Raw genomic sequence first — 22,098 nt, forward strand, 5'->3', positions numbered from 1 at the left:
CTGGTCGAGCGTTGGGGTTAGCCCGGTAGTGCCCGCTCAGCTCAGGACGCAGGCTCCCGTGTCCACCGGGGCCGACACCACCGGGGCGGAGTCGAGTTCGGTGCGGACCTCGTCCAGGGTCAGGACGTAGCCGGTGTCGTCGTCGGTGACGGCGGCGCCGAAGACCACGCCGAGGACCTGGCCCTCGGTGTCGACCAGCGGGCCGCCCGAGTTGCCCGCGCGGACCAGGCCGCGCACGGTGTAGACCTCGCGCTCGACCGTGCCGTTGCGGTAGATGGTGGGGCCGGTCAGGTCGAGGGTCTCGCGGACGCGGGCCGCGCTGGCCGTGTAGGGGCCGCCGCCGGGGTAGCCGAGCACGATGGCGCTGTCACCCGAGCGGGCCGGCGCGGGGGCCTGCGGGACCACCGGCGAGACCAGGCCGGGCACCGCGAGCACCGCGATGTCCTTCGACGGATCGAACAGCACGACCGAGGCCTCCAGCGGACCGCGCGGCGTGTCCACCGACACGCTGGTGGTGCCCGCCACGACGTGCGCGTTGGTCATCACCCGCTCCGGCGCGATGACGAAACCGGAACCCTCCAGCGCGCGTTGGCAACTCGGCGCGACACCGCGGATGCGCAGCACGCTCTGCTGCAGCGACGCCGCCACGGGACTGGACAGCACGCTCGGATCGGGCGGCTCCACCGCCGCGATCGGCGCGCGGCCGAACGGCCCGATCACGTCCGGCAGGCCGGAGGTGTTGAGCAGCTTGGAGAATTCGTTGGGAACCTTGCGCAGCCAGTTGGGCGCGACCTCGTTGACGTCGGCCAGTACGCGCGACCCGTTGATCGCCGTCGCGATCGACGGCTGCGACGAGGTGGCCAGCGGCAGCGCCAGCAGCCACGCGGTGACCAGCACCGCGACGGCCTGCAGCACCGCGCCCACCACGCTGTCCACGCTGCGGGTGAACGGGTGGCGCATCCCGCTGCGCGCGGCGCGGCCGAGCACCATGCCCGCGACTTCGCCGACGATCACCAGCAGCACGATCAGCAGCACACCGGTGAGCACCCTGGTGCGGCCCTCGTCCACGTGGACCAGGATGTGCGGCGCGATCAGGATGCCCGCGACGGCGCCGAGCACCACGCCGAGGAAGGCCAGCGCCGAGGCGACGGCCCCCTGCCGCCACCCGGACGCCGCGGCGGCGAGCGCGAGCAGCACCACGATGATGTCGAGCCAAGCAGACGAACTCATAAGGTCATCCCCACCGCCGCCAGCGCCTCCTCCAGATCACGCACATCGTCGCGGTCCCAGTCGAGCTCCCAGCCCGCGGCCTTGAATATCCCCGCCAGAATCCCGCCGGTGAGCCCCCACACCAGCATCCCGTCCACCGCGAACGCGGGGCTCTGGTACCCGAACCGCCCGCGCACCAGGAACCGATTGGCCGGGTCCAGCATCTCCGAGAGGGGCACGCGCACAACGCGTTCGGTCTCGCCCTGGTCGACCACCCGCACCTCACCGGGCGTGCGCCAGTAGGCCAGCACCGGTGTGACGTCGAAACCCGATGGCGGGACGAACAGTTTGGGCAGCACCGCCAGCGGTTCCACGTGCTCGGGGATCAGACCCGTCTCCTCGCACGCCTCGCGCAACGCCGTATCGATCGGCCCGTCGTCACCGGGATCCACAGCGCCGCCGGGGAACGCGACCTGGCCGCTGTGCTGTCGCATGGTGGAGGCGCGCTGGGTGAGCAGGACGTCGGCGTCGTGCGGCACCCCGCCGGGCGCGACCGGATCGTCCTCGGGCGCACCGCTGAACAGCACCAGCACCGCCGCCTGACGCGGCTCCTTGCCCACGGTCATGGCGCGGCGCAGGGCGCGGGCCATCGTCAGCGTGTCGCTCGTGTCGGCGCCACCGGATTCGACGGCCCGGCGCAGCCACGGCGGCGTACCGGGCGGAAGCGCGATCATGCCGCGCCCTCCGCGGCCGCGCCGCCCCCGGAGCTCGAGCCCACCACCACCTCCACAGCAGAACGATCCGTCCGGCGCGCCATCACGCCCGGACTCCGAGGGCCGCCGCCACCGTGTCGGCGATGTCGTCGACCCCGGTAAACGTACGCACAACAACCTGCGCGAGGGAACCATCCGCGCGAATCAGCACCGAAATCGGCAGCACCGCGGGCGCTTCGACGGCGTTGCGCACGCGGGTGTCCGCGTCCAGCACGCCGGGCAGGCGCACGTCCAAGCCGCTCAGCCGGGCCAGGGCCTTCGCCTCGTCGGGATCGCTGTGGACGGTGAGCACGGTGACGGAATCGCCCGCGCGCTCGGCGTATTCGCGCAGCATCGGCAGTTCCTCGGCGCACGGCCCGCACCAGTACGCCCACAGGTTCAGCAGGGCGGGGCGGCCCGCGAGCGCGGCGGCCAGGTCGACGGAGGAGCCGTCGGCGAGGCAGCCGAGCGTGATCCCGGCCAGCGGACCGGAGCCGACCGCGCCGGGCACGGCGCTCGGGCACGGCGCGAGCGCGGCCTCGGCGCGCTGCTGCGCGGCGACGGGAGCGGCGGTGGCCGCGGGTCGCTCCGGAGTGGCGGGTTCGTCACCGCCACGCGGCCACAGCGCGACCGCGGCAGCGACGACGACGATCAACCCGACCAGCCCCCAGCGCAGCCCTCGTGTCACAGCCCGACCATCCCGAGCAGATGCTCGCGCTCCGGCCCCTTCACCAATTTGGCGGCGAGTTCCGGTTCGGTGGGGCCCGCGCCGAAGGACGGGCAGTCGTCGGCGAGCGGGCAGGCGCCGCAGGCGGGTTTGCGCGCGTGACAGATCCGCCGCCCGTGGAAGATCACCCGGTGCGACAGCATGGTCCAGTCCTTGCGCTCGATCAGCGCGCCGATCGCGTGCTCGACCTTGACCGGGTCCTCCTCCTCGGTCCACCCCCAGCGGCGCACCAGGCGGCCGAAATGGGTGTCGACGGTGATGCCCGGCACGTCGAACGCGTTGCCGAGGATGACGTTGGCGGTCTTGCGCCCGATGCCGGGCAGTTTCACCAATTCGTCGAGAGTGTGAGGTAACTCACCATCGTGGCGTTCGACCAGTGCCTGGCCGAGCCCGATGAGCGAGCTGGTCTTGTTCCGGAAGAAGCCGGTCGGCCGGATGTATTCCTCCAGCTCCGCGCGATTGGCCTCGGCGTAGTCGCGCGCCGTGCGGTACTTCGCGAACAGCGCGGGAGTGGTGAGATTCACGCGCTCGTCGGTGCACTGGGCGGAAAGGATTGTCGCGACCGCCAATTCGAGCGGATCGGTGAAATGCAGCTCACAGTGCGCGTCGGGGAACTCGGCCGAGAGGGTGCGGTACATGCGGCGCGCGCGGCGCACCAGGCCGAGGCGCGTTTCCGCCTGTCGCGCGCGGCTTCTCCGCTTGCGGGGCGCGGGCGTGGCGGGTTGCGCGGCGGTCGCCCCGACGGCGGCGCGCGGGGAGCCCGCGACGGCTGTCGAGGGGGTGGCTGGCACGCGTCCACCATACGGAACCGGGGCGACAAGTCGCCCGTTCAGATCGGTTGCCGTGTTCCATCTGAGACCTTCAGCGTGTTTACTCCTGGTTATGCAAGGACTCGCTGTGGTGCTCTTCCCAGTGGTGTTGATGCTGTTCGCACTGCTGATGGAGCGGGTCGAGAATCGGCTCCGCAAAATTCTCGAACCCGATCCCGAGGTTCAGCAGTACCTGGACAGGGCCAGCAACGCCGAGGTCAAGGAGTTGACCAAGGCCGGACTGCCGGCCGCCGTCGCCAAGATGCGCAGGCGCCGCAGCCGCACCGACGACCTCGACGTCGCACGCGCGAGCTGAGCGGCGGATTCGCCCGATTCCCCGATAGCGCGACACCGCGCAATCCACTCGTTACGTGGTGTCTGTCACTACGCCGGCGGATTGCCGCGTAGACTGCGCTGTTGGCCGAAGCGCTTCGGTCCAGCCCAGAGCCATTTCCCATAAGGAGCACATTCGTGGACGAGGCCCTCGCCAGAGCAGGCATCTTCCAAGGCGTTGAGCCCACCGCGGTCGCGGCACTCGCCAAACAACTTCAGCCCGTGGACTTTCCGCGCGGCCATGTCATCTTCAACGAGGGTGAACCGGGCGATCGGCTCTACATCATCACCTCGGGCAAGGTGAAGATCGGCCGCCGTTCCCCCGACGGCAGGGAGAACCTGCTCACGATCATGGGCCCCTCGGACATGTTCGGCGAGCTGTCGATCTTCGACCCGGGCCCGCGCACCTCGACCGCCACCACGGTCACCGAGGTCCGCGCCGTGACGATGGACCGGGACGCGCTCAAGTCCTGGATCGACCAGCGTCCGGAGATCGCCGAGCAGTTGCTGCGCGTACTGGCCCGCCGCCTGCGCCGCACCAACAACAACCTCGCCGACCTGATCTTCACCGACGTGCCCGGTCGCGTGGCCAAGGCGCTGCTGCAGCTCGCGCAGCGCTTCGGCACCCAGGAGGCGGGCGCCCTGCGGGTCACCCACGACCTGACCCAGGAGGAGATCGCCCAGCTCGTCGGCGCCTCCCGCGAGACCGTGAACAAGGCCCTGGCCGACTTCGCGCACCGCGGCTGGCTGCGGCTCGAGGGCAAGAGCGTGCTCATCTCCGATTCCGAGCGCCTCGCCCGCCGCGCCCGCTGACGCGGGCCGCACCCGAAGACGAGAACGGCCCGCCGCGACCAGCGCTCCACTGGTCGCGGCGGGCCGTCGTGTGCTCAGCCTTCGCTGCGCAGGTAGTCCAGCTGCGCCTTCACCGAACTGTGCGCGGCGGGCCACAGGCGCTTGTCGACGTCGGCGTACACCTTGCGCACCACCGACATCGCCCCCGCGTTCTCGCCCAGCTCCCGCAGCGCGGCGCGCACCTGGTCGAGCCGCTCGTGTCGATGCCGTATGTAGTACCGCGCCACCGGCTCCAGGTCGGGATGGTCGGGGCCGTGCGCGGGCAGCAGCGCCTTGCCCGTGCCCGCCTCGACCAACCGGTCCAGCGAGCCGAGGTAGTCGGCGAGGGTGCCGTCGGTGGAGTCCAGCACGGTGGTGCCGCTGCCGAGGATGGTGTCGCCGGTGAGTACCGCGTCGGCCAGCACGAAACTCACCGAATCACCGGTGTGGCCGGGGGTCGCGAGCACGCCGATGTCGAGCCCGGCCGCCGAGACGACCTCGCCGTCGGCCAGCGGCTCGCCCGAGCCGTGCAGGTAGGACGGGTCCACCGCCCGCACCGGGGCGCCGGTCAGCTTCACCAGCCGGTCGAGGGCCCCGGTGTGGTCGTGGTGGCGATGCGTGATCAAGGTCATCGCGATGCGCCCGTCTGTGGCCCGCGCGATCGCCTCGACGTGCTTGTGATCCTTGGGCCCCGGGTCCACCACCACGTAGTCCGGACAGTCCCGCGCGCGCAGCAACCAGGTGTTGGTGCCGTCCAGGGTCATCTTGCCCGGATTGTCCGCCAGCAGCACGGCCGCCGTGGGCGTCACCTGGCGCACGTGCCCGTACGCGGGATGGGTCAGCGTCATCGCGGTACCTACATCGCTAGAGAATCGGTGTCCGACACCCTGTCTAACGCACTTCGGCGATGAGTTCGACCTCGACGGGGGTGTTCTTGGGCAACTCGGACACGCCGACGGCCGAACGCGCGTGCGCGCCCGCCTCGCCGAACACCTCGCCGAGGAACTCCGACGCGCCGTTGATCACCAGCGGCTGATCGGCGAAACCGGGCGCGGACGCCACGAATCCGACCACCTTGACGATCCGCACCACCTCATCGAGCCCGACCAGATCATGCACGGCCGCCAGCGCGTTGAGCGCACACAGCCGGGCCGCCTCGGCCGCGGCCTCCAGCGTCACGTCCGCGCCGACCTTGCCGACCGCCGACAACTCACCGTCGACGAACGGCAGCTGACCCGAGGTGTACACGAGCGAGCCCGTGCGCACCGCCGGGATGTACGCGGCGACCGGCGCGGCCACCGCGGGCACGGACAGGCCGAGCCGCTCCAGGTTCTTCCGCCACGGGGGGGCCGCCTCGGCTGCCACTACTGCCTCGGGCGCTTCAGGTAGGCCACGTGCTGCTCGCCGGTCGGGCCGGGCAGCACCGTCACCAGCTCCCAGCCGTCAGCGCCCCACTGGTCCAGGATCTGCTTGGTGGCGTGCGTCAGCAGCGGAACGGTCGCGTACTCCCACAGGGTCACATCACTCATGGTGTGCATCCTGCCGGGCGAACGGTGCGCTCCGCCTCCCGGGTGGCGCTTTTCCGCGCCCCGTTCCGGCGCCGCTGTCTGGTACAGGAGCATCCGGAATCGGCCCGCAAACCGGATCCCCGGCACGTGATCGGGGAGTGGGCGATAGGCTCGCGAGCGTGGGAGTACCAACAGCAGTGCCCATTTCGGCGGAGCCGGGGCTGGAAACGGGTTGGCCGAAGCGCGCGGAAAAGGCCCGCTTGCACTATGTTTCGGGCAAGGGGGGAACCGGGAAGTCCACCGTCGCCGGCGCGCTCGCACTGGCGCTGGCCGCCGGGGGCAGGCGGGTGTTGTTGGTCGAGGTGGAGAGCAGGCAATCGATCGCCCAGCTCTTCGACCTGCCGCCGCTGCCGCCCACCGAGACCCGCATCGCCACAGCCGACGGCGGCGGCGAGGTGGTCGCGCTGGCGCTCGACATCGAGCACGCCTTTCTCGAATACCTCGACATGTTCTACAACCTGGGCTTCGCCGGACGGGCGATGCGCCGGATGGGCGCGATCGAGTTCGTCACCACCATCGCGCCCGGCCTGCGTGACGTGATTCTCACCGGCAAGATCAAGGAGTGTGCGGTCCGCGTCGACAAGGCGGGCAAGCGGGTCTACGACGAGATCGTCGTAGACGCCCCGCCCACCGGGCGCATCGCGAGCTTCCTCGACGTCACCACCGCCATGGCCGAAATCGCCAAGGGCGGGCCGATCGCCGCGCAGGCCGAGGGCGTCTCCCGGCTGCTGCACTCCGACGAGACGATGATCCACCTGGTCACGCTGCTGGAGGCGCTGCCGGTGCAGGAGACCGCCGACGCCGTCGCCGAACTCACCGCGGGCGATCTGCGCATCGGCACCGTCATCGTGAACCGGGCCGGCGAGGGATTCCTGCCCGCCGACGTCCGCAACCGGGCGGCGCTGGGCGAGGTCGATCGCGACGGCGTGCGCGCGGGCCTGGAGAAGGCGGGAATCACCTTGTCCCGGGAGGACTTCGACGGCCTGATCACCGAAACCGTCGAGCATTCGGCCAGGTTGGCGGCCCAGGACGCGAGCGCCGCCGAACTGAACAAGGTCGACGTGTCCCAGCTGTACCTGCCCGCCCTGCCCGACGGCATGGACCTGGGCGGCCTGTACGAACTAGCCGAACACCTGAACGCGCAGGGGGTGCGATGACCGCGCTGGACATCAACGGGATCATCGCCGATCCCACCGCCCGCGTGGTGGTGTGCTGCGGCTCCGGCGGTGTCGGCAAGACCACCACGGCCGCGGCCATCGCGCTGCGCGCCGCCGAGGTGGGCCGCAAGGTCGTGGTGCTCACCATCGACCCGGCGCGCCGGCTGGCCCAGTCACTCGGCGTGGCCGACCTGGACAACGCCCCCCAGCGGGTGGAGCTCGGGCCGGAGGCCAAGGGCGAACTGCACGCGATGATGCTCAACATGCGCCGCACCTTCGACGACATGGTGCTCGAGCACACCACCCCCGAGAAGGCCGAGCAGATCTTCGCCAACCCGATCTACCAGACGGTGGCCTCGTCGTTCGGCGGCACGCAGGAATACATGGCGATGGAGAAGCTGGGCCAGCTCGCCTCCCGGCGCGAATGGGACCTGATCGTCGTGGACACCCCGCCCTCGCGCAACGCGCTGGACTTCCTGGACGCGCCCAAGCGACTGGGCACGTTCCTCAACGGCAAGATGATCCGGCTGATCATGGCGCCGGGCCGCGGTGTCGGGCGGTTCGTGACGGGTGCGATGAGCCTGGCCATGCGCGGCGTGTCGACGATCGTCGGCGGCCAGATGCTCAAGGACGCGTCGCTGTTCCTGCAGTCGCTGGAATCGCTGTTCGGCGGTTTCCAGGACCGGGCCGACCGCACCTACGCGATGCTCTCCAAGCCGGGCACCCACTTCCTCGTGGTGGCCGCCCCCGAACCGGACGCGCTGCGCGAGGCGTCGTTCTTCGTGGACCGCCTCTCCACCGAGCGCATGCCGCTGGCCGGGCTGGTCCTCAACCGCACGCATCCGGCGCTGAGTGCGCTCTCCCCGGATCACGCGCTCACCGCGGCCGATCAGCTGGCCGAATCCGATCCGCTCACCAGCGCGGTGCTGCGCATCCACGCCGAGCGGGTGGCCACCTCCCGGCGCGAACAGCATTTGCTGCACCGCTTCACGGGCGCCCACCCCCGGGTGCCGATCGCGGCGGTGACCGCGCTGCCGTTCGAGGTCGCGGATCTGGAGGCGCTGCGCGCCGTGGGCGATCAGCTCACCGCCGCGTCCGCGTGAGCCGCACCGGACCGTAACGTTCGGTATTGAATCGGAATTGCTATAGGCCCCAACGAGACCGAGCCCGCAGATCTGCGGGCTCGGTCTCGTTTCGCGAGGGGTTACATCGCCACTTGGTGCTGGCGCTGGGCCTGGAAGAAGTCGGCCCACGAGGTCACCTCGGGATGCTGCTTGAGCAGCGCCCGCCGCTGCCGCTCCGTCATGCCGCCCCACACACCGAACTCCACCCGGTTGTCGAGAGCGTCGGCCCCGCACTGCATCAGGACCGGGCAGTGCCTGCAGATCGTCGCCGCTTTGCGCTGCGCCGCGCCGCGGACGAACAGCTGATCGGGATCCACTTCCTTGCATCGGGCCTGGGATACCCAGGCGATTCGCGCTTCGGCCTGCTCCACGTCCAATCGAGCGATGGGGGTTGTCGTATGCATTTGGTGTGCCCCTTTGCAGTCCGAACACCGGGTCAACGGCGCTCCAGAATCGCGTGCCAGCTCACAGCAACCCGAACCCCGCTGCGAACTGAACCACATTCCACTTTGAGTGTTAGCTCCATCACACTGGGTTCTCAATCTAGGTAAAGGTTGGGCTTCAGCGCAAGACCGTCTCGAGAATTTTTGGTACGACCGTCCCTCCTATTCGGATAGCGAACCGGTCGGTCGGCTCTCTTTGCGACTCGCCCGCGTGCGACACGCCGTACACGCCGGTGCGACACGCCCTGCGCGCCGCGAGGAGCGCCGGTCGCGGCGGTCCGCCAAACACACCCGAGAGCGTCGCGGAGCCACCCCGTAGTCTGGGGAACGTGCCGAACGTGCCGATCACACATACGCTCGCGAAGCTGGCGGGCAGCTGCGCGCTGGCCGCCGTGCTCGTCGCCGGGCTGCTGTTCCCTTTGGCGGGCGGATTCGGATTCGTCTCGAACCGCGCCGCCGACGCGGTCGACAACGTCGCCGCCGAACTGGTCGAGGGCATCGTCCCCGCCGTGTCGACGATGGTCGACGCGGACGGCACGCCCATCGCCTGGCTCTACGAGCAGCGGCGCTTCGAGGTGCCCAGCGAGAAGATCTCCAACGACATGAAGCTGGCCATCATCTCCATCGAGGACCGCCGCTTCGCCGAACACCAGGGCGTGGACTGGCAGGGCACCGTGCGCGCGTTCCTCACCAACACCACCAGCGGTGAGGTCCAGCAGGGCGCCTCCACCCTCGACCAGCAGTACGTGAAGAACTACCAGCTGCTGGTGCTGGCCAAGACCGACGCCGAACGCCGCGCCGCCATCGAGACCACCCCGGCCCGCAAGATCCGCGAGATCCGGATGGCGCTCACCCTGGACAAGGAACTCAGCAAGGACGAGATCCTCACCCGGTATCTGAACCTGGTGCCGTTCGGCAACTCCTCCTACGGCATCCAGGACGCCGCGCAGACCTACTTCGGCATCGACGCCTCGCAGCTGAACGTCGCGCAGTCGGCGATGCTCGCGGGCATGGTGCAGTCCAGCTCCAAGCTGAACCCGTACACCAACGAGCAGGGCGTGCGAGAGCGCCGCAACACCGTGCTGGACACGATGATCCAGAACATCCCGGCCCGCGCCGCCGAATTCCGCGCGGCCAAGGAGGAGCCACTCGGCGTGCTCCCCGAGCCCAAGGGCCTGCCGCGCGGCTGCATCGCCGCCAACGACCGCGGCTTCTTCTGCGACTACGCGCTGCAGTACCTGGCCAACGCCGGCATCAGCCGCGAGCAGATCGACAAGGGCGGCTACCTGATCCGTACCACCCTGGACCCGGCCGTGCAGGATTCGGTGAAGCGCGCGGTCGTGCAGCACGCCGACCCGAACCTCCCGCACGTCGCCGAGGTCATGTCGGTGATCGCACCCGGCCAGGACTCGCATCCGCTGCTGGCCATGGCCAGCAGCCGCACCTACGGCCTGGACCGCGACGCCAACGAGACGCTGCTGCCGCAGCCGTACTCCATGGTCGGCAACGGCGCGGGATCGGTCTTCAAGGTCTTCACCACCGCCGCGGCCATGGAGAAGGGCATGGGCATCAACTCCCAGCTCGACGTGCCCGGCCGCTTCGAGGCCCGCGGCCTCGGTGACGGCGGCGCGCGCGGCTGCCCGCCCGCCACCTACTGCGTGGAGAACGCGGGCGCCTACAAGTCGCCCATGTCGGTCACCGAGGCACTGGCCACCTCGCCGAACACCACGTTCGTGAAGATGATCCAGGCCGTCGGCGTGGGACCGACCGTCGATATGGCGGTGCGCCTGGGCATGCGCTCGTTCACCGAGCCGGGCAGCTCCGGGATCAGCAACCAGAGCCTGGCCGACATGATCAAGAGCCAGAACCTCGGCTCGTTCACGCTGGGCCCGGTCGCGATCAACGCGCTGGAACTGTCCAACGTGGCCGCGACGCTGGCCTCCGGCGGCAAGTGGTGCCCGCCGTCGCCGATCAAGGAGGTCGTCGACCGCTACGGCAAGCCGGTGCCGCTCACCCAGCAGGCGTGCGAGCAGGTTGTGGAGCCCGGCTTGGCCAACACCCTCGCCAACGCGCTGAGCAAGGACGACACCGCGGGCACCGCCGCTGCGGCCGCCCAGTCGGTGGGCTGGAACCTGCCGATGGCGGGCAAGACGGGAACCACCGAGAGCCACCGCTCCTCGGCCTTCCTCGGCTTCACCAACTCGCTGGCCGCCGCGGTCTACGTGTACGGCGACAGCCCTACCCCCGGTGAGATCTGCTCGTTCCCGCTGCGCAGCTGCGGCAGCGGCAACCTGTTCGGCGGTAACGAACCCGCGCGGACCTGGTTCAACGCGATCAAACCGATCGTGGACCGGTTCCCGCCCGCCGCGCTGCCACCGCTGGACGACAAATACGTGCGCGGCGCCAATAACGCGCAGGTCCCCGACGTGGCGGGCATGTCGCAGGCCGACGCGACCGCCGCGCTGACCACCGCGGGCTTCCAGGTCTCGGCGGTCACCGGCACCGGGCCGCCGCCCAAGGGCAGCGTGATGAGCACCTCGCCGAACGGTTCGGCGATCCCGGGCTCGGTCATCACGATCTACGTCAGCGACGGCACGCAACGCGTCGCGCCGGCTCCGGCGCCACCGCCCGCGGTGCCGAACCTGCCGCCACCACCGGCGCTGCCGCCCGGCTTCCCACTCCCACCGTGGTGGCCCCGATAGTCCAGTGAACGACGAACGGCCGACCGGAAACTCCGGTCGGCCGTTCGCGTTCGCGGATCCGGCTAGAGCCGGGCCTTCACGGCCGCGGAGATGCGCGACCCGTCGGCCTTGCCCGCGGCGAGCGCGGTGGCGGCCTTCATGACCTGGCCCATCTGGCGCATGCCGGGCCGCTCGCCGATCTCCTCGGCGACCTGGGCGATGGCGGTGTCGGCGAGATCGGCGATCTCGGCCTCGGTGAGCTGGGTCGGCAGGTACTCGTCGATGATCCTGGCCTCGGCGTGCTCGTTCGCGGCGAGTTCACCGCGACCGGCCTGGGTGTAGACCTCGGCCGACTCGTTGCGCTTCTTCGCCTCCTTCTGCAGGACGGCGATCACCTCGGCGTCGGAGAGTTCGCGCGCCTGCGTGCCCGCGACCTCGGCGTTCTGGATCGCGGCCAGCAGCATGCGCAGGGTCGACAGGCGCAGCGTGTCCTTGGCCTTCATCGCGGCGGTCATGTCCGTCCGCAGCCGCTGTTTGAGTTCCGACATGTGCCACACGGTAGCCGCTCCCGGGGAACCGGCCCACCACATTTCGCCGGTGGCCGCGCCGAGCTTGTGCGGAAACACACTCGGCGATCCGCGGCGGGCTCACCTATGCTGGGCAAATGCCCGTGATCTCGACGTCCGCCGTCCGCAGAACCGCACTGGGAGCCACCGGTGCCGCGGTAGCTGGAATCGGTTACGCCTCCCTGATCGAGCGCAACGCGTTCGTGCTGCGCGAGGCGACCATGCCGGTGTTGCCGCCGGGATCATCGAGTCTACGCGTGCTGCACATCAGCGACCTGCACATGACGCCGGGCCAGAAGCTCAAGCAGCAGTGGTTGCGCGAACTGGACCGGCTGGAGCCGGATCTGGTGGTGAACACCGGCGACAACCTGTCGCACCAGAAGGCCGTGCCCGCCGTGGTGCAGTCGCTCGGCGGATTGCTCGCCCGCCCAGGACTTTTCGTGTTCGGCAGCAACGACTACTTCGCGCCGGTGCCGAAGAACCCGCTGAAGTACTTCAAGAAGGACCACCGCCGCGTGTACGGCGCGCCGCTGCCGTGGAAGGACCTGCGCGCGGCGTTCACCGAACGCGGCTGGCTCGATCTCACCCACGTGCGCCGCGACCTCGAGGTGAGCGGCATCCGCATCGCCACCGCCGGCGTCGACGACCCGCACCTGCAGCGCGACCGCTACGACACGGTGGCCGGCGCGCCCAACCCGCTGGCCGACCTGCGCCTGGGCCTCACCCACTCGCCCGAACCGCGCGTGCTGGATCGGTTCGCCGACGACGGCTACGACCTGGTGCTGGCCGGGCACACGCACGGCGGTCAGCTGGTGCTGCCGGGCTACGGCGCGCTGGTCACCAACTGCGGTATCGACAAGTCGCGCGTGAAGGGCCCGTCGAAGTGGGGCGCGCACACCCAGCTGCACGTGTCCGCCGGCGTGGGCACGTCGCCCTGGGCGCCCTACCGCTTCTGCTGCCGCCCCGAAGCCACCCTCCTCACGCTCGTCGCCGCTCCCCCGAAGCGTCCGATCTCGGACAGTGATCGTGGAGTGTCGACGTCGGAGACCGTCGCGCGCTGAGGGCGTACCGATTCGCTGACTGACGCTCGGCCGTCCTCCGGCGGCTGAGCGTTCCTTTCGTCGACCCTTCAGATCGTGCGCATCTGCGTCGCCCGAGTGTCTCGAACCGTTGCCCGGGTTGACCTTTCGCGCGGGGCGAGACGGGTCATGGGGCGGGTGTAGCAGTTGAGCTCGATCTGCATGGCCCGGTATGGTCGCTTGCCGAAACTGGAGACAGTCGAGGAGGGGACGACGTTGAGCAGAGGGTCCGGCGAGCCGTTGACCGAGCCGATCCCCACGGGGATACACCCGGACCACCCCGGAGACGTCGCCACCGCGCTCCCCGCCCCCGACGTTCCGTCCGCGTCCAACGACATCCCCCTGACCCTGCCGGGGATCACTCCCCCTCCCCAATCCGCCATGGGCACAACGGTTCCGACCGCCCTGCCGCCCCTCCACCAAGGCCTCGGCGGCGCTCCCCGGATCTCGGCACCCGCTCCGGGGGCTGACGAGTCGCATGTGGCTCCCGTACAAGAGATTTCATCCCCGAGAGGCACGCGCACCGAGCCGGCGCCGTCCCCCGAGGCGTCGCCGCAGCCGGACCGCCCGGGGTACGCAACAACCCATACGACACCGAGGCAGACCGCGCACCCGACACCGTCGGCGCCGGAGACCGAGCGGCCCGCCTACACGTCCGCCCCGGCATTCGACGCGCACACAGCCCAGCTGAACTTCACCTCTCCCCGGTACTCGGCGCCGCAGGGTTTCCCGGCGCCTCCCGGCCCCGGAGCGCACCAGCATGAACGAACCCCGCTGGGGTGGAAGGCATGGGCCGGGGCGGTGGCGGCCGGAGTGGTGGTGGCCGGTGGGGCGGTCGCGGTGGTGGTGAGCGGCGGCGGGGAGGAGGACGCGCCCGCGATGGTGAGCGCGCTCACCGCGTCGGAGGCGTCGCTGTCGCGGCGCTCCACGTCCGTGCAGGCCGGGCCGCCGGTGGTGCCCGGGTACCAGGTGGTGGTCGCGCCCGACAACGGCGCCGCCTACGACGTGCCCGCCGGCTGGACCGTCGCCGAATCCGGCACCCCGGGCGGCTTCGGCACCCCGCCCGACGCCGTGAGCGGCAAGGGCTATGCGTTCGAGGGCAAGGACTACTGCCCCGGCTCCACGCGCACCGTCGCCTTCGTCACCAGCTCGCAGAACACCGACACCTCCGGCGCCGCAACGGAACTCGCGACCCGCACGGCGCGCGCCGCCTACGCCGACTCCACCGGCGGCGGACCCACCGGCGCACCCCAGCCCCTCGCCTCCCTCGACGGCGCCCAGAACGGCACCTTCGTCGAGTCCAAGGGCGCCATCCCCGCCTCCCAGCCCGGCTGCGCCACCGAGTACACCATCTACACCTTCGCCGCCCCCGCCGACACCGGCACCGTCGTCCTGGTCATCGCCGCCGACACCGGCGTCCCCGGCGCCGTCGACACCGAGATCGCCAAGCGCATCTTCCGCACCATCCGCCCCCACGAAGGCTGACTGACCTGCCGGTTTAACGTCTGGACCCGACCTGTTGTAAGCTACTCCAGGTTCAAGCCACGGGGTGTGGCGCAGCTTGGTAGCGCGCTTCGTTCGGGACGAAGAGGTCGCAGGTTCAAATCCTGTCACCCCGACTCGTGTGGTTGAGACACGAAAGAGCCCCTGACCGGGGATTATCGGTCAGGGGCTCTCTTCTATCCGGGGGTCGCCCGGCCGGGTTTTCCTGCGTGGGTACGCAGTCAGTACGCAGTGCGCAAAGCGCGGACCGCCGCGTCGAGGGCTTCCGCGACGGCTTCGAGGTCGTCCGGGAACAAGTCGGCGTAGGTGTCGAGGGTGAGCGCCGCGGACTTGTGCCCGAGCATGGTCTGTACCGCTTTGACGTTCGCTCCGGCGCTGATGGCGAGCGACGCGGCCGTGTGTCGCAAGTCATGCGGTGTGACCGTGGGGAATTCGGGGGTACGTAGTCCTTTCCCGCTCGCCAGTTCCTCGGCGCGCGCCTTGGTGGCCGCCGCTTGGAGCCGCCGCACGGCCGGCATGAATACTCGAGGCCGGTACGTCGACACCCGGAGCGTCTTGCCTCGGTCGGACCGGAAGACCAGGGAGTCACGGTTTCGGCCCGTCATCAGGGCGGCGAGGTCGTTGGCGAGGAATTCGGGGAAGGGAACCGAGCGACGTTCGTGATCCTTCGCCGTCGACCAGACGAGCTTGCCGCGGACTTCTGCGACGGCTTCGATCACGTTGACGCGGCGGCGCAGCATGTCGAAGTTCGAGACGCGGAGCGCTGCCATTTCACCCCAGCGTAGGCCCGTGTATGCGAGGAATCGGACCGCCGTCGCGTGTTCGGCAACCTCGTGTGCGAGTTGGTCCACTTGCGTATGGGTCAGGTATCCACGCGGCTTGTGCATTCGTCGCGGAAGCTTCACGGACGCACAGGGATTCAGTGCAATCTGTCGATCTTCGACGGCCGACTCGAGGATCATCCGCAGTATCCCCACGGCGTTCTCGATGGTGGGAACGCCGACGTCGGCCGCGACCATCTCAGCTATCCACGACTGGACCGCCGACTTTCGTACGTCCTTGAGGCTGTCGCGTCCCCATCGCGGTTTGACATGCGCTGTCCACGTGTATTCGCGGGTCGACGTCGTGGTCTGCTTCAGGTGCGCCTGCACCTTCAGCCAGCGGTCGCCCGCATCAGCGATCAGTTCCTTGCCCGCGGACGGAGCTACGTGGCTGCCTTGGACCACCGTGCTCACCTGCGCGTCGAGCCATGCTTGCGCGTCGGTCTTGCGGGCGAAGCGCTTGGTGTGCTCGTTGCCGGTGTCGTCGACGTAGCGGGCACGCCAGCGTTTGCCTTTGCCGTGGAGTTTGGACGGCACGCGCCGGATCGTGCCGTCTTGTTGGCGTTCGTCTTTGGTCCAGAGGTCTTCGACTCCGGCGCGGCGGTTGCGGCGATTCACCGGCCGGGCCTGTGGGTCGCTGCTCTTGGCTCTGGTCGGCGTGGACCGGTCGGCGGCGAGGAACGCCGGGAACGGCACCGACTGCGGTGAGTTCGCGCCTGCACTCGTGGTGGCCATGTCAGGCAGCTCCGCCGGTCGAGGTGGCCTGTTCCTGTTCGGCGATCCAGGCCAGGATGGTCGACTCACGCCAGACGCGGCGGCGGCCGAGTTTGAAGCTGGCCGGCCCGCTGCCGATGTGTGCCCAGTAGCGCCAGGTGGCGGCGGGGATGCCGGTGAGGGCTTCGCAGTCGGTGGCCTGGAGGAAGCGGTCGGGGTTGCTGAGGGTGTGGGTCATGGTGGCCTCGTTTCGGGGTGTCGCGGGCGGTGTCGCCGGGGTGTCGCTTCGGGTGTCGTCGGCGGCGGCGGGTGTCGCCTTGGTGTCGCTTCGGGTGTCGCGGGCGACGGCGGGTGTCGCGTGGGGTGTCGCCTGCCCGCCGTGGGGCGACAGGCGCGCCCCGGTCGGGTTGGTTGTCATGTCATCGGCTCCGGTGTCGGTCCCGGCTAGTACCGGGTGTGACCTGTGGTTTCGTGGGGTGGCGTGGGTCGGGTGTGCTGGTGTCGCCTGCTGTCGCCTGCCGGTCGGTGCGCTGTCGCCAGTGGTCGAGCAGGTCGTCGAAATCGACCGCGTCGACCGGCACGTCGTGGCCGGTCTGGGTGGCGTGGCGTCGCACGGTGTCGGGCATGGCGACACCGCCGCACACGTAGAGCAGCCGGTCGCAGCCGTCGTGCTCGGTGCGGGCGACGGTGGCGGCGAGGTTGGCGCGGAAGTTGCTGGCGAGGTTGGAGATGTCCACCCGGACCGCGACCCACTCCCCCGAGGTGGGGTCGGTCCATCGGCCGTCATACGGGTAGCGCATCCGCCGTCCACCGGTCTCGGTCAGCAGTTCCCGCTCGGAGGTCCACGCGTCGAGCCCGGTCGCGCCGAGCGCGATACGGGTTTGGGTGACCGCGCGTCCGTGGGGGCACCACAACGGGGAAGGGGTCCAGTCGGGTTCGTTGCGTCCGGTCACCCAGCGGGCACCCGCTTTGGTGGGCACGGCCCAGCGGGCGCCCGCGGAGTGGGTTTCCAGCGGGCGGACGAGTCCTTCGGTGCGTAGCGATTTCAGCGTCTCGTAGACGTGGGATCGGCTGATCGCGAGGTAGTCGGTCAGGACATCGGTTTGGATGGCGCGTTGCTGCACGAGGGCGACCAGGGCGCGCCCGTCGCGTTCGCTGCGCGGAGCACCGGCGCGGCTCATGCCACACCACCGTTGGCGGTGCCGGTGCGGGGTGTGGCCGGCCGCGCCGCGCGGCGAGCCTGGGCGAGGGCGGTGCGGTGGTCGAGGAACCGTGCCCAGTCGGTGGCGAAGTCGCGCACCACCAGATGCATGTCCAGCGTGGCGAATTCGGCCGGAAGCCGCTCGGCAGCGGCCAGCACCACCCGGTTCACGTCCCGCCCGCGCACCAGATAGAGCACCCCGATCATCGGGTCCGGGGCCGCGTCGCGGGCGGTGCGGATCGCACCCCGCAGCGCGGTGTCCATGTTCGCGGTGCTTTTCGCGGTCAGTTCGACTTCCAGCGCCCACCACCCGTAGGTGCCATCGACCACGCCGAGGAACCGGCCATCATGGATATGCCCCACCGCACGGCGGCCACGCGAACTCTCCTGGCGCGCAGCGTGTTCGGCGTCGTGACGCAACTGCCGCTCCGAGATCCACACACCAGGTTCGGCGCCCACGAGCATGATCCGGGCCTGAGCGACCGCCCGGTAGTGGGCAGCGTCCTTGAGCGGCGGGCGCCACGTCGAACGCGGCACCCACCCCAACACACTCGCCGCGGCATCCCGCGTGGGGACCACCCACTTGATACCCGGCTGCACCTCCATCAACGGCAACAGCAACCGCTGCTCTCGGAGCTGGCGCACCAAAACATAGGTGTGCGGCTCCGACATGCCGAGAAACCAACCGAGCACGTCGAGTTGCATGCCGTACATCTCCGACAACCCCGCCAGCGCGAGCGACTTCCGCGCCGTCGAGAGCGACAGTGCGGACTTCTGCGGCCGGAGAAGGCGTTGCACGGTGGTCCGGGGTGCGCCGATTCGTTCGGCGATTTCTCTTGTGCTGTAGCCGTTTTCGCGGAGTCGTGCGGCTTCGCCGAGGATGGCTTCGACCTTGCGGGTGTTGATCCCGAGTGTCGCGGCGATCTGGCGGTAGGACTGGCCGCGGTCGCGCAGCCCGCCCACGATGGCGTCCCGGTGGGCGAGTTCCAGCGCCGCGTACGGGTCGGCCGGCCGCGCGACCGCGCGGGTGGCGTCGCCCGCGCAGGTCGGTGCGGGTGCGTCGGTGGCGTGCCCCGCCTCCCTGGTTGTGGTCATAGGACCCTCCTGAGTGTGAAAGTGTGGAAAGTGCTGTTGTTCAACAGGACTCGAACGCCGAAGGCATCGACACCGCAGAGCGGGACAGCTCGGGACGTCCCCGCGCGAGCCCGCGACACCCTCGGCGTCCCCGTGGTCCGCCAGGTCAGCGGGCGCGGGTGCGGATCCGGCGTGCCGGGCGCTCGCCGGGCGCGTCGTCGCGGGACAGCCCCCCGGCGGGTGTGTCACCGGCGGGGCGGGCGCCCGCGGGGCCGCGCAGGTCGCGTTCCTTGAACGTGGCGGACGCGTCGGCTCGGGCGAGCAGTTCACTCATGCGGGGACTCGACGCGTCGAGCTGGCGGCGGGCCAGCACCCGCACCCCCTCACGCGGCTTGTTCCGCGGCTCGGCCCACTGGTCATACGCCGTAACCAACGCGCCCTCGGCCGCGAGCGCGATATCGGCCTCCGCCCAGAACCGGCGCGCCGGAATGGCCCGCCCCCGCTCGGCATGCCGGACATAGGACGGGTCCAGCAGGCACTCCCTGGCCAGCGCTTCCTGACTGACCAGCGCCTTGGTGCGGTAATGGTTGAGCAGCGCACCCAACTCCTCCTGCGGATTCTTCGGCGCGGGCGGCGCGGGCGCGTCCGGCGAGCGCAGCAACTCGCTCACGGTTCGGCCCGGAAACATCGCCTCCAGCACATCGCGGCGGAACCCGTCACGAGGCACAGTGCGACCATTGACCCAGTCCCGGAACGCGTACGCCGAGGGAACATGACCGGAAGCGTTGCGGTCGAGCCGACGCGCGACCCGATCGAACTCCCGCCGGAACTCCTTATACGAAGTCAAATCACGTTGCTGGAGAAGCTGTTTCAACATCGTCGGCTTCGACTCGGACTCGCTCATCGCGAACGCTCCGCACCCGCCCGCTCCGGGCGATCCGCGACGACCCCGCGCTCGTGCTCGGCGCCCGCCACGCGGGCGAACGAGCCGATCTCGTGCTCGGACCGCATACCGGGCCACGGCGCGTCATAGGTCTCGCGGAACTTCTCCCGCCACCCCAACGCCGTACGAATGTCACGCTCCGAGACACCCTGCCGCTCCAAATCGTCAAGCACCGACGATGCGAACACCGCCCGGTTATACGACTCGACACGCTCTACACTGGACATGCTTCTGGGCTCCAATCCGAGAAGTGAAGACCGAGTGGGTTGCCGCCCAGCTCGGTCATCGGACTCCCTGGCAGCTCCAACTGCCAGGGAGTTTCTTGCTTTCTTGTCGCCGCGTCGTCACCAGCTCCACCGGACCAACTCAGCAAACGAAACTGTATATACTCAACTGTATATACACAAGACTTCCTGCGCATCTATGCTGTACATGCATAGCTGTGCATGTCTAAAATGGTTTTCATTTGGGCCGCTCAAGAGAGGACATCCTCGCGTTGACTGAACCCGCTTACGTCTCGATCGCAGCGATGTATGCACGGCAGATCCGAAGCGGCGAGCTTCCTGGCGGCACCCAGCTTCGGAGTCTCAGCGAGCTCGTCGAGCGGCACGGCGTCTCGAAGATCGTTGTCATCCAGGCGATTCAGCTTCTGGAGAGGCAGGGCCTTGTTCGCACAGTTCCCCGGCGCGGAACGTTCGTCACCGACAGCCCTAACCTCGTTCGCGTAGCTCCAGAGCGTCAGATGGAAGACCCTGAAGACACGTACGGGCACGAGTCGGATCGAGAGGTGCGCATCGACCGCGAGACGAGCCTCGTCGCAGCCACCGGAGATCTCGCGCACGAGTTCGGCGTCGCCCCGGATGCGGCAGTAGAACTGCGGCACACGATCACTCGGGCAGCCGAGGATGGCCGCCCGATCTCGATCTCGGACACCTACGAACCTGTTGGTGCTCCGGATATCTCGCACGCTGTGGTGCTGGAGGAGATGGTCTCCGACCGCATTCCCACCCCAGTGCATGCGGAGTGGCTGGGCGCGGCTCCGGGAGACCTGACCAAGGCGGTGCGCCAGAGGTACCTCGGAGAGAACGGGCAGCTTCTAATGCTGTCCGAGATCTCCTACCCACGCGATCGCTACGACGCCTTCGTGTTTCGGATGCGGTTGGACGCTGGGGCTAAACCGACCGGCTCGCCAGACCACAACGTGTAGTGGGACTACCGAAGAACCCAGCCTTGTGCCCGATCGACCAGGTTCCACCAAGAGACGAACTGCTCGTCCTCGGTCTCCAACTTCCAGCAGGCGTTCAAGGCATCGAAGAAGGCGTCATCCGCAGTTTTCCCCCCTTGGGGCTCGCCGACGAACAGAACGCGGCTGCCGCCCCCGCGCTGGAAGCGAGCGAGCGCTTCCGACGCCATGGGGTTACCCCATCCAGGAGGCCAGCAGAGAAGCAAGACGGTGTCAGCGCAGTCGCGAGTTCGCTGTTCGAACACGTCGACGCCACGCACCGCGTACCAGGTGTCACGCTGGCCTACAGCTCCAGGAAATGAGACGTTCTCGGCCTCGCCGGGAGGCTCGGAGTCGTACGCCTCTACTGCCGCCCCAGCCTGGTGGAGCTGCGCCGCCCAGTAGCCGCGGCCGGCGCCGAGTTCGAGAACCGGGCAGCCGTCACAGAAGGCGACAGCCCACGCAACCGTCTCGGGCGATGGGATCGCGTATGCGTACGTCGATTGCAGGACGGTTTGTGCGTACCCGAGACGCGCACTGCCCTGGTCTCGGCCGCCGTTCACAACACGGCGCCCCTCGTGCTCGAACACCGAGGCAGCGACGATGTCCCAGTACGGATTCCGGCTCTCCGCCTCGCCACCGGTCATGAAGTTGACGAGCCTCAAGTCGAACGCCGCGTCGGCGCGATCGTCACCGGTGCCCGGCAGCATGAGAGCGGTGTCCAGGTACTCCGCAACTTTGGGGAACTGAGCGCGCAGACGAGCATCGTCCCCCAGCAGATCGGACAGCTGTGCCCGTCGTTCGACCGTGAGTGCAAGTTCCGTCATGCGCCCCATTCTCGCTTGGCCGGAGTGGCTTCCGCTGCCACTTCGCCGAGGTCTTGCGCCCGCAGGTCCGGCGACTCCGTTCCGGAGATGGCCCGAAGTCGGCCCGAAGCTGGCCCGTAGCTGTGAGGTCCCCGCCTGGTCCAAGAATTTCCGGCAGTCATACCGTTTGACCTGCACCTCCGGTGCAGGGCTCTCGCTCTCGCCTTCCTGATTCTCTACGGCTTCGCTGTTCGCAGAGAATCAGGAAGGCGAGAGCGAGAGCCAAGGTGGTTCAGTTGAGTAAATAGGTGAGAGAGGTTGAGAGAGTGAGGAAGTGGGGTGTGTGACCACAAGGGGGCTGGCTTGGGTGGGTGGCTGAGTTGAGGAGCGCCCGTTGCGTTTCGACGTAGTTGGCGTAGTGGTCCGATGGGCTGGACGGTGCCGGAGGGCACGCGGTGGGGTGCGCGGTTGGGTTCGAGCTGAGGCGGTGCGGTGGTGTACGGGGCGGGGATGGACCACAATGAGGAGGTGGCAG

The 22,098-nt window shown here is 69.3% G+C and carries 24 protein-coding genes and 1 tRNA gene; 9 read left to right on the forward strand and 16 right to left on the reverse strand.

The features are described 5' to 3' along the window. Window positions 1–36: 36 nt before the first annotated feature. From OHB21_RS05935 to nth, 4 genes are all read right to left on the reverse strand, one after another. Complete coding sequence (locus OHB21_RS05935; protein ID WP_067507668.1) at window positions 37–1,230, reverse strand: MarP family serine protease; 1,194 nt, start codon at window positions 1,228–1,230, stop codon at window positions 37–39. Further along, on the reverse strand, window positions 1,227–1,943 hold the full coding sequence (locus OHB21_RS05940) for an NUDIX hydrolase (protein ID WP_195126180.1): 717 nt from the start codon (window positions 1,941–1,943) through the stop codon (window positions 1,227–1,229). Before OHB21_RS05940 ends, OHB21_RS05935 begins: the two co-directional genes overlap by 4 nt. Window positions 1,944–2,025: 82 nt before the next feature. Further along, a complete protein-coding gene (locus tag OHB21_RS05945; protein WP_113975360.1) occupies window positions 2,026–2,649 on the reverse strand; it encodes a TlpA family protein disulfide reductase in 624 nt (207 codons plus the stop codon). Beyond that, window positions 2,646–3,347: an endonuclease III gene (gene nth / locus OHB21_RS05950; protein WP_228791714.1), complete on the reverse strand. Its 702-nt coding sequence runs from the start codon at window positions 3,345–3,347 to the stop codon at window positions 2,646–2,648. The genes OHB21_RS05945 and nth overlap by 4 nt, the downstream gene beginning before the upstream one ends. 238 nt (window positions 3,348–3,585) lie before the next feature. On the opposite strand from nth, the gene OHB21_RS05955 reads away from it, so the two are divergent. Together OHB21_RS05955 and OHB21_RS05960 are read left to right on the forward strand one after the other, a co-directional pair. Then, the gene (locus tag OHB21_RS05955) at window positions 3,586–3,813 is read left to right on the forward strand and encodes a hypothetical protein (protein ID WP_084537496.1); all 228 of its coding nucleotides are present in this window, start codon (window positions 3,586–3,588) and stop codon (window positions 3,811–3,813) included. A 155-nt stretch (window positions 3,814–3,968) separates the two neighbouring features. Then, entirely contained in the window at window positions 3,969–4,643 is a 675-nt protein-coding gene (locus OHB21_RS05960; RefSeq protein ID WP_011206875.1) for a Crp/Fnr family transcriptional regulator, read from the forward strand. Window positions 4,644–4,717: 74 nt separating this feature from the next. Here OHB21_RS05960 and OHB21_RS05965 read toward each other — a convergent pair whose 3' ends face one another. Genes OHB21_RS05965 through OHB21_RS05975 form a run of 3 tightly spaced genes read right to left on the reverse strand, consistent with a single transcriptional unit; the run spans window position 4,718 to window position 6,190 of the window. After that, window positions 4,718–5,509 (reverse strand): MBL fold metallo-hydrolase, encoded by a 792-nt coding sequence (locus tag OHB21_RS05965; RefSeq protein ID WP_067507680.1) that lies wholly within the window; start codon window positions 5,507–5,509, stop codon window positions 4,718–4,720. Window positions 5,510–5,552: 43 nt separating this feature from the next. Beyond that, a complete protein-coding gene (locus OHB21_RS05970) occupies window positions 5,553–6,026 on the reverse strand; it encodes a RidA family protein (RefSeq protein WP_195126179.1) in 474 nt (157 codons plus the stop codon). Beyond that, the gene (locus tag OHB21_RS05975) at window positions 6,026–6,190 is read right to left on the reverse strand and encodes a DUF4177 domain-containing protein (RefSeq protein WP_085999251.1); all 165 of its coding nucleotides are present in this window, start codon (window positions 6,188–6,190) and stop codon (window positions 6,026–6,028) included. Before OHB21_RS05975 ends, OHB21_RS05970 begins: the two co-directional genes overlap by 1 nt. A gap of 158 nt (window positions 6,191–6,348) precedes the next feature. Here OHB21_RS05975 and OHB21_RS05980 point away from each other — a divergent pair, with 158 nt between their 5' ends. Continuing rightward, window positions 6,349–7,386 carry an ArsA-related P-loop ATPase gene (locus OHB21_RS05980; RefSeq protein WP_407675163.1) on the forward strand — a complete coding sequence of 346 codons (1,038 nt, stop codon included), beginning with the start codon at window positions 6,349–6,351 and terminating at the stop codon, window positions 7,384–7,386. Further along, on the forward strand, window positions 7,383–8,489 hold the full coding sequence (locus tag OHB21_RS05985) for an ArsA family ATPase (protein WP_067507689.1): 1,107 nt from the start codon (window positions 7,383–7,385) through the stop codon (window positions 8,487–8,489). The genes OHB21_RS05980 and OHB21_RS05985 overlap by 4 nt, the downstream gene beginning before the upstream one ends. Window positions 8,490–8,590: 101 nt before the next feature. On the opposite strand, the gene OHB21_RS05990 is transcribed toward OHB21_RS05985, so the two are convergent. Beyond that, the gene (locus tag OHB21_RS05990) at window positions 8,591–8,914 is read right to left on the reverse strand and encodes a WhiB family transcriptional regulator (RefSeq protein ID WP_067507692.1); all 324 of its coding nucleotides are present in this window, start codon (window positions 8,912–8,914) and stop codon (window positions 8,591–8,593) included. A 377-nt stretch (window positions 8,915–9,291) separates the two neighbouring features. On the opposite strand from OHB21_RS05990, the gene OHB21_RS05995 reads away from it, so the two are divergent. Further along, the gene (locus OHB21_RS05995) at window positions 9,292–11,655 is read left to right on the forward strand and encodes a penicillin-binding protein (protein WP_067508074.1); all 2,364 of its coding nucleotides are present in this window, start codon (window positions 9,292–9,294) and stop codon (window positions 11,653–11,655) included. 62 nt (window positions 11,656–11,717) lie between these two features. Here OHB21_RS05995 and OHB21_RS06000 read toward each other — a convergent pair whose 3' ends face one another. Further along, complete coding sequence (locus tag OHB21_RS06000; RefSeq protein WP_067508076.1) at window positions 11,718–12,182, reverse strand: GatB/YqeY domain-containing protein; 465 nt, start codon at window positions 12,180–12,182, stop codon at window positions 11,718–11,720. 116 nt (window positions 12,183–12,298) lie between these two features. Here OHB21_RS06000 and OHB21_RS06005 point away from each other — a divergent pair, with 116 nt between their 5' ends. From OHB21_RS06005 to OHB21_RS06015, 3 genes are all read left to right on the forward strand, one after another. Next, complete coding sequence (locus OHB21_RS06005; protein ID WP_067507695.1) at window positions 12,299–13,261, forward strand: metallophosphoesterase; 963 nt, start codon at window positions 12,299–12,301, stop codon at window positions 13,259–13,261. Window positions 13,262–14,080: 819 nt separating this feature from the next. After that, window positions 14,081–14,764 (forward strand): hypothetical protein, encoded by a 684-nt coding sequence (locus OHB21_RS06010; RefSeq protein WP_195126178.1) that lies wholly within the window; start codon window positions 14,081–14,083, stop codon window positions 14,762–14,764. A 60-nt stretch (window positions 14,765–14,824) separates the two neighbouring features. After that, window positions 14,825–14,898, forward strand: a tRNA-Pro gene (locus OHB21_RS06015). A gap of 105 nt (window positions 14,899–15,003) precedes the next feature. Here the strand turns inward: OHB21_RS06015 and OHB21_RS06020 are convergent. The 6 genes from OHB21_RS06020 to OHB21_RS06045 all read right to left on the reverse strand — a co-directional run bounded on the left by OHB21_RS06020 (window position 15,004) and on the right by OHB21_RS06045 (window position 19,723). Continuing rightward, window positions 15,004–16,338, reverse strand: coding sequence for a tyrosine-type recombinase/integrase (locus tag OHB21_RS06020; RefSeq protein WP_195126177.1), 1,335 nt, complete (start codon window positions 16,336–16,338; stop codon window positions 15,004–15,006). Between the two features lies 1 nt (window position 16,339). Further along, window positions 16,340–16,735, reverse strand: a complete 396-nt coding sequence (locus OHB21_RS37420) for a helix-turn-helix transcriptional regulator (protein WP_407675164.1) — start codon at window positions 16,733–16,735, stop codon at window positions 16,340–16,342. A 1-nt stretch (window position 16,736) separates the two neighbouring features. Further along, entirely contained in the window at window positions 16,737–17,498 is a 762-nt protein-coding gene (locus OHB21_RS06030) for a helix-turn-helix domain-containing protein (protein WP_195126176.1), read from the reverse strand. After that, complete coding sequence (locus tag OHB21_RS06035; RefSeq protein WP_195126175.1) at window positions 17,495–18,613, reverse strand: helix-turn-helix domain-containing protein; 1,119 nt, start codon at window positions 18,611–18,613, stop codon at window positions 17,495–17,497. The genes OHB21_RS06030 and OHB21_RS06035 overlap by 4 nt, the downstream gene beginning before the upstream one ends. Before the next feature lie 145 nt (window positions 18,614–18,758). Further along, window positions 18,759–19,319 (reverse strand): helix-turn-helix transcriptional regulator, encoded by a 561-nt coding sequence (locus OHB21_RS06040; RefSeq protein ID WP_324196567.1) that lies wholly within the window; start codon window positions 19,317–19,319, stop codon window positions 18,759–18,761. Between the two features lie 173 nt (window positions 19,320–19,492). Continuing rightward, on the reverse strand, window positions 19,493–19,723 hold the full coding sequence (locus OHB21_RS06045) for a hypothetical protein (protein WP_328437793.1): 231 nt from the start codon (window positions 19,721–19,723) through the stop codon (window positions 19,493–19,495). A 308-nt stretch (window positions 19,724–20,031) separates the two neighbouring features. Between OHB21_RS06045 and OHB21_RS06050 the strand changes: the two genes are divergently transcribed. Next, complete coding sequence (locus OHB21_RS06050; protein WP_195126172.1) at window positions 20,032–20,742, forward strand: GntR family transcriptional regulator; 711 nt, start codon at window positions 20,032–20,034, stop codon at window positions 20,740–20,742. Window positions 20,743–20,747: 5 nt separating this feature from the next. Here the strand turns inward: OHB21_RS06050 and OHB21_RS06055 are convergent, their stop codons facing one another. Then, window positions 20,748–21,584: a hypothetical protein gene (locus OHB21_RS06055; RefSeq protein ID WP_195126171.1), complete on the reverse strand. Its 837-nt coding sequence runs from the start codon at window positions 21,582–21,584 to the stop codon at window positions 20,748–20,750. Window positions 21,585–22,098: the final 514 nt, after the last annotated feature.

The organism is Nocardia puris (genome assembly GCF_036051655.1).
GTDB classification, from domain to species: Bacteria; Actinomycetota; Actinomycetes; order Mycobacteriales; family Mycobacteriaceae; genus Nocardia; species Nocardia puris.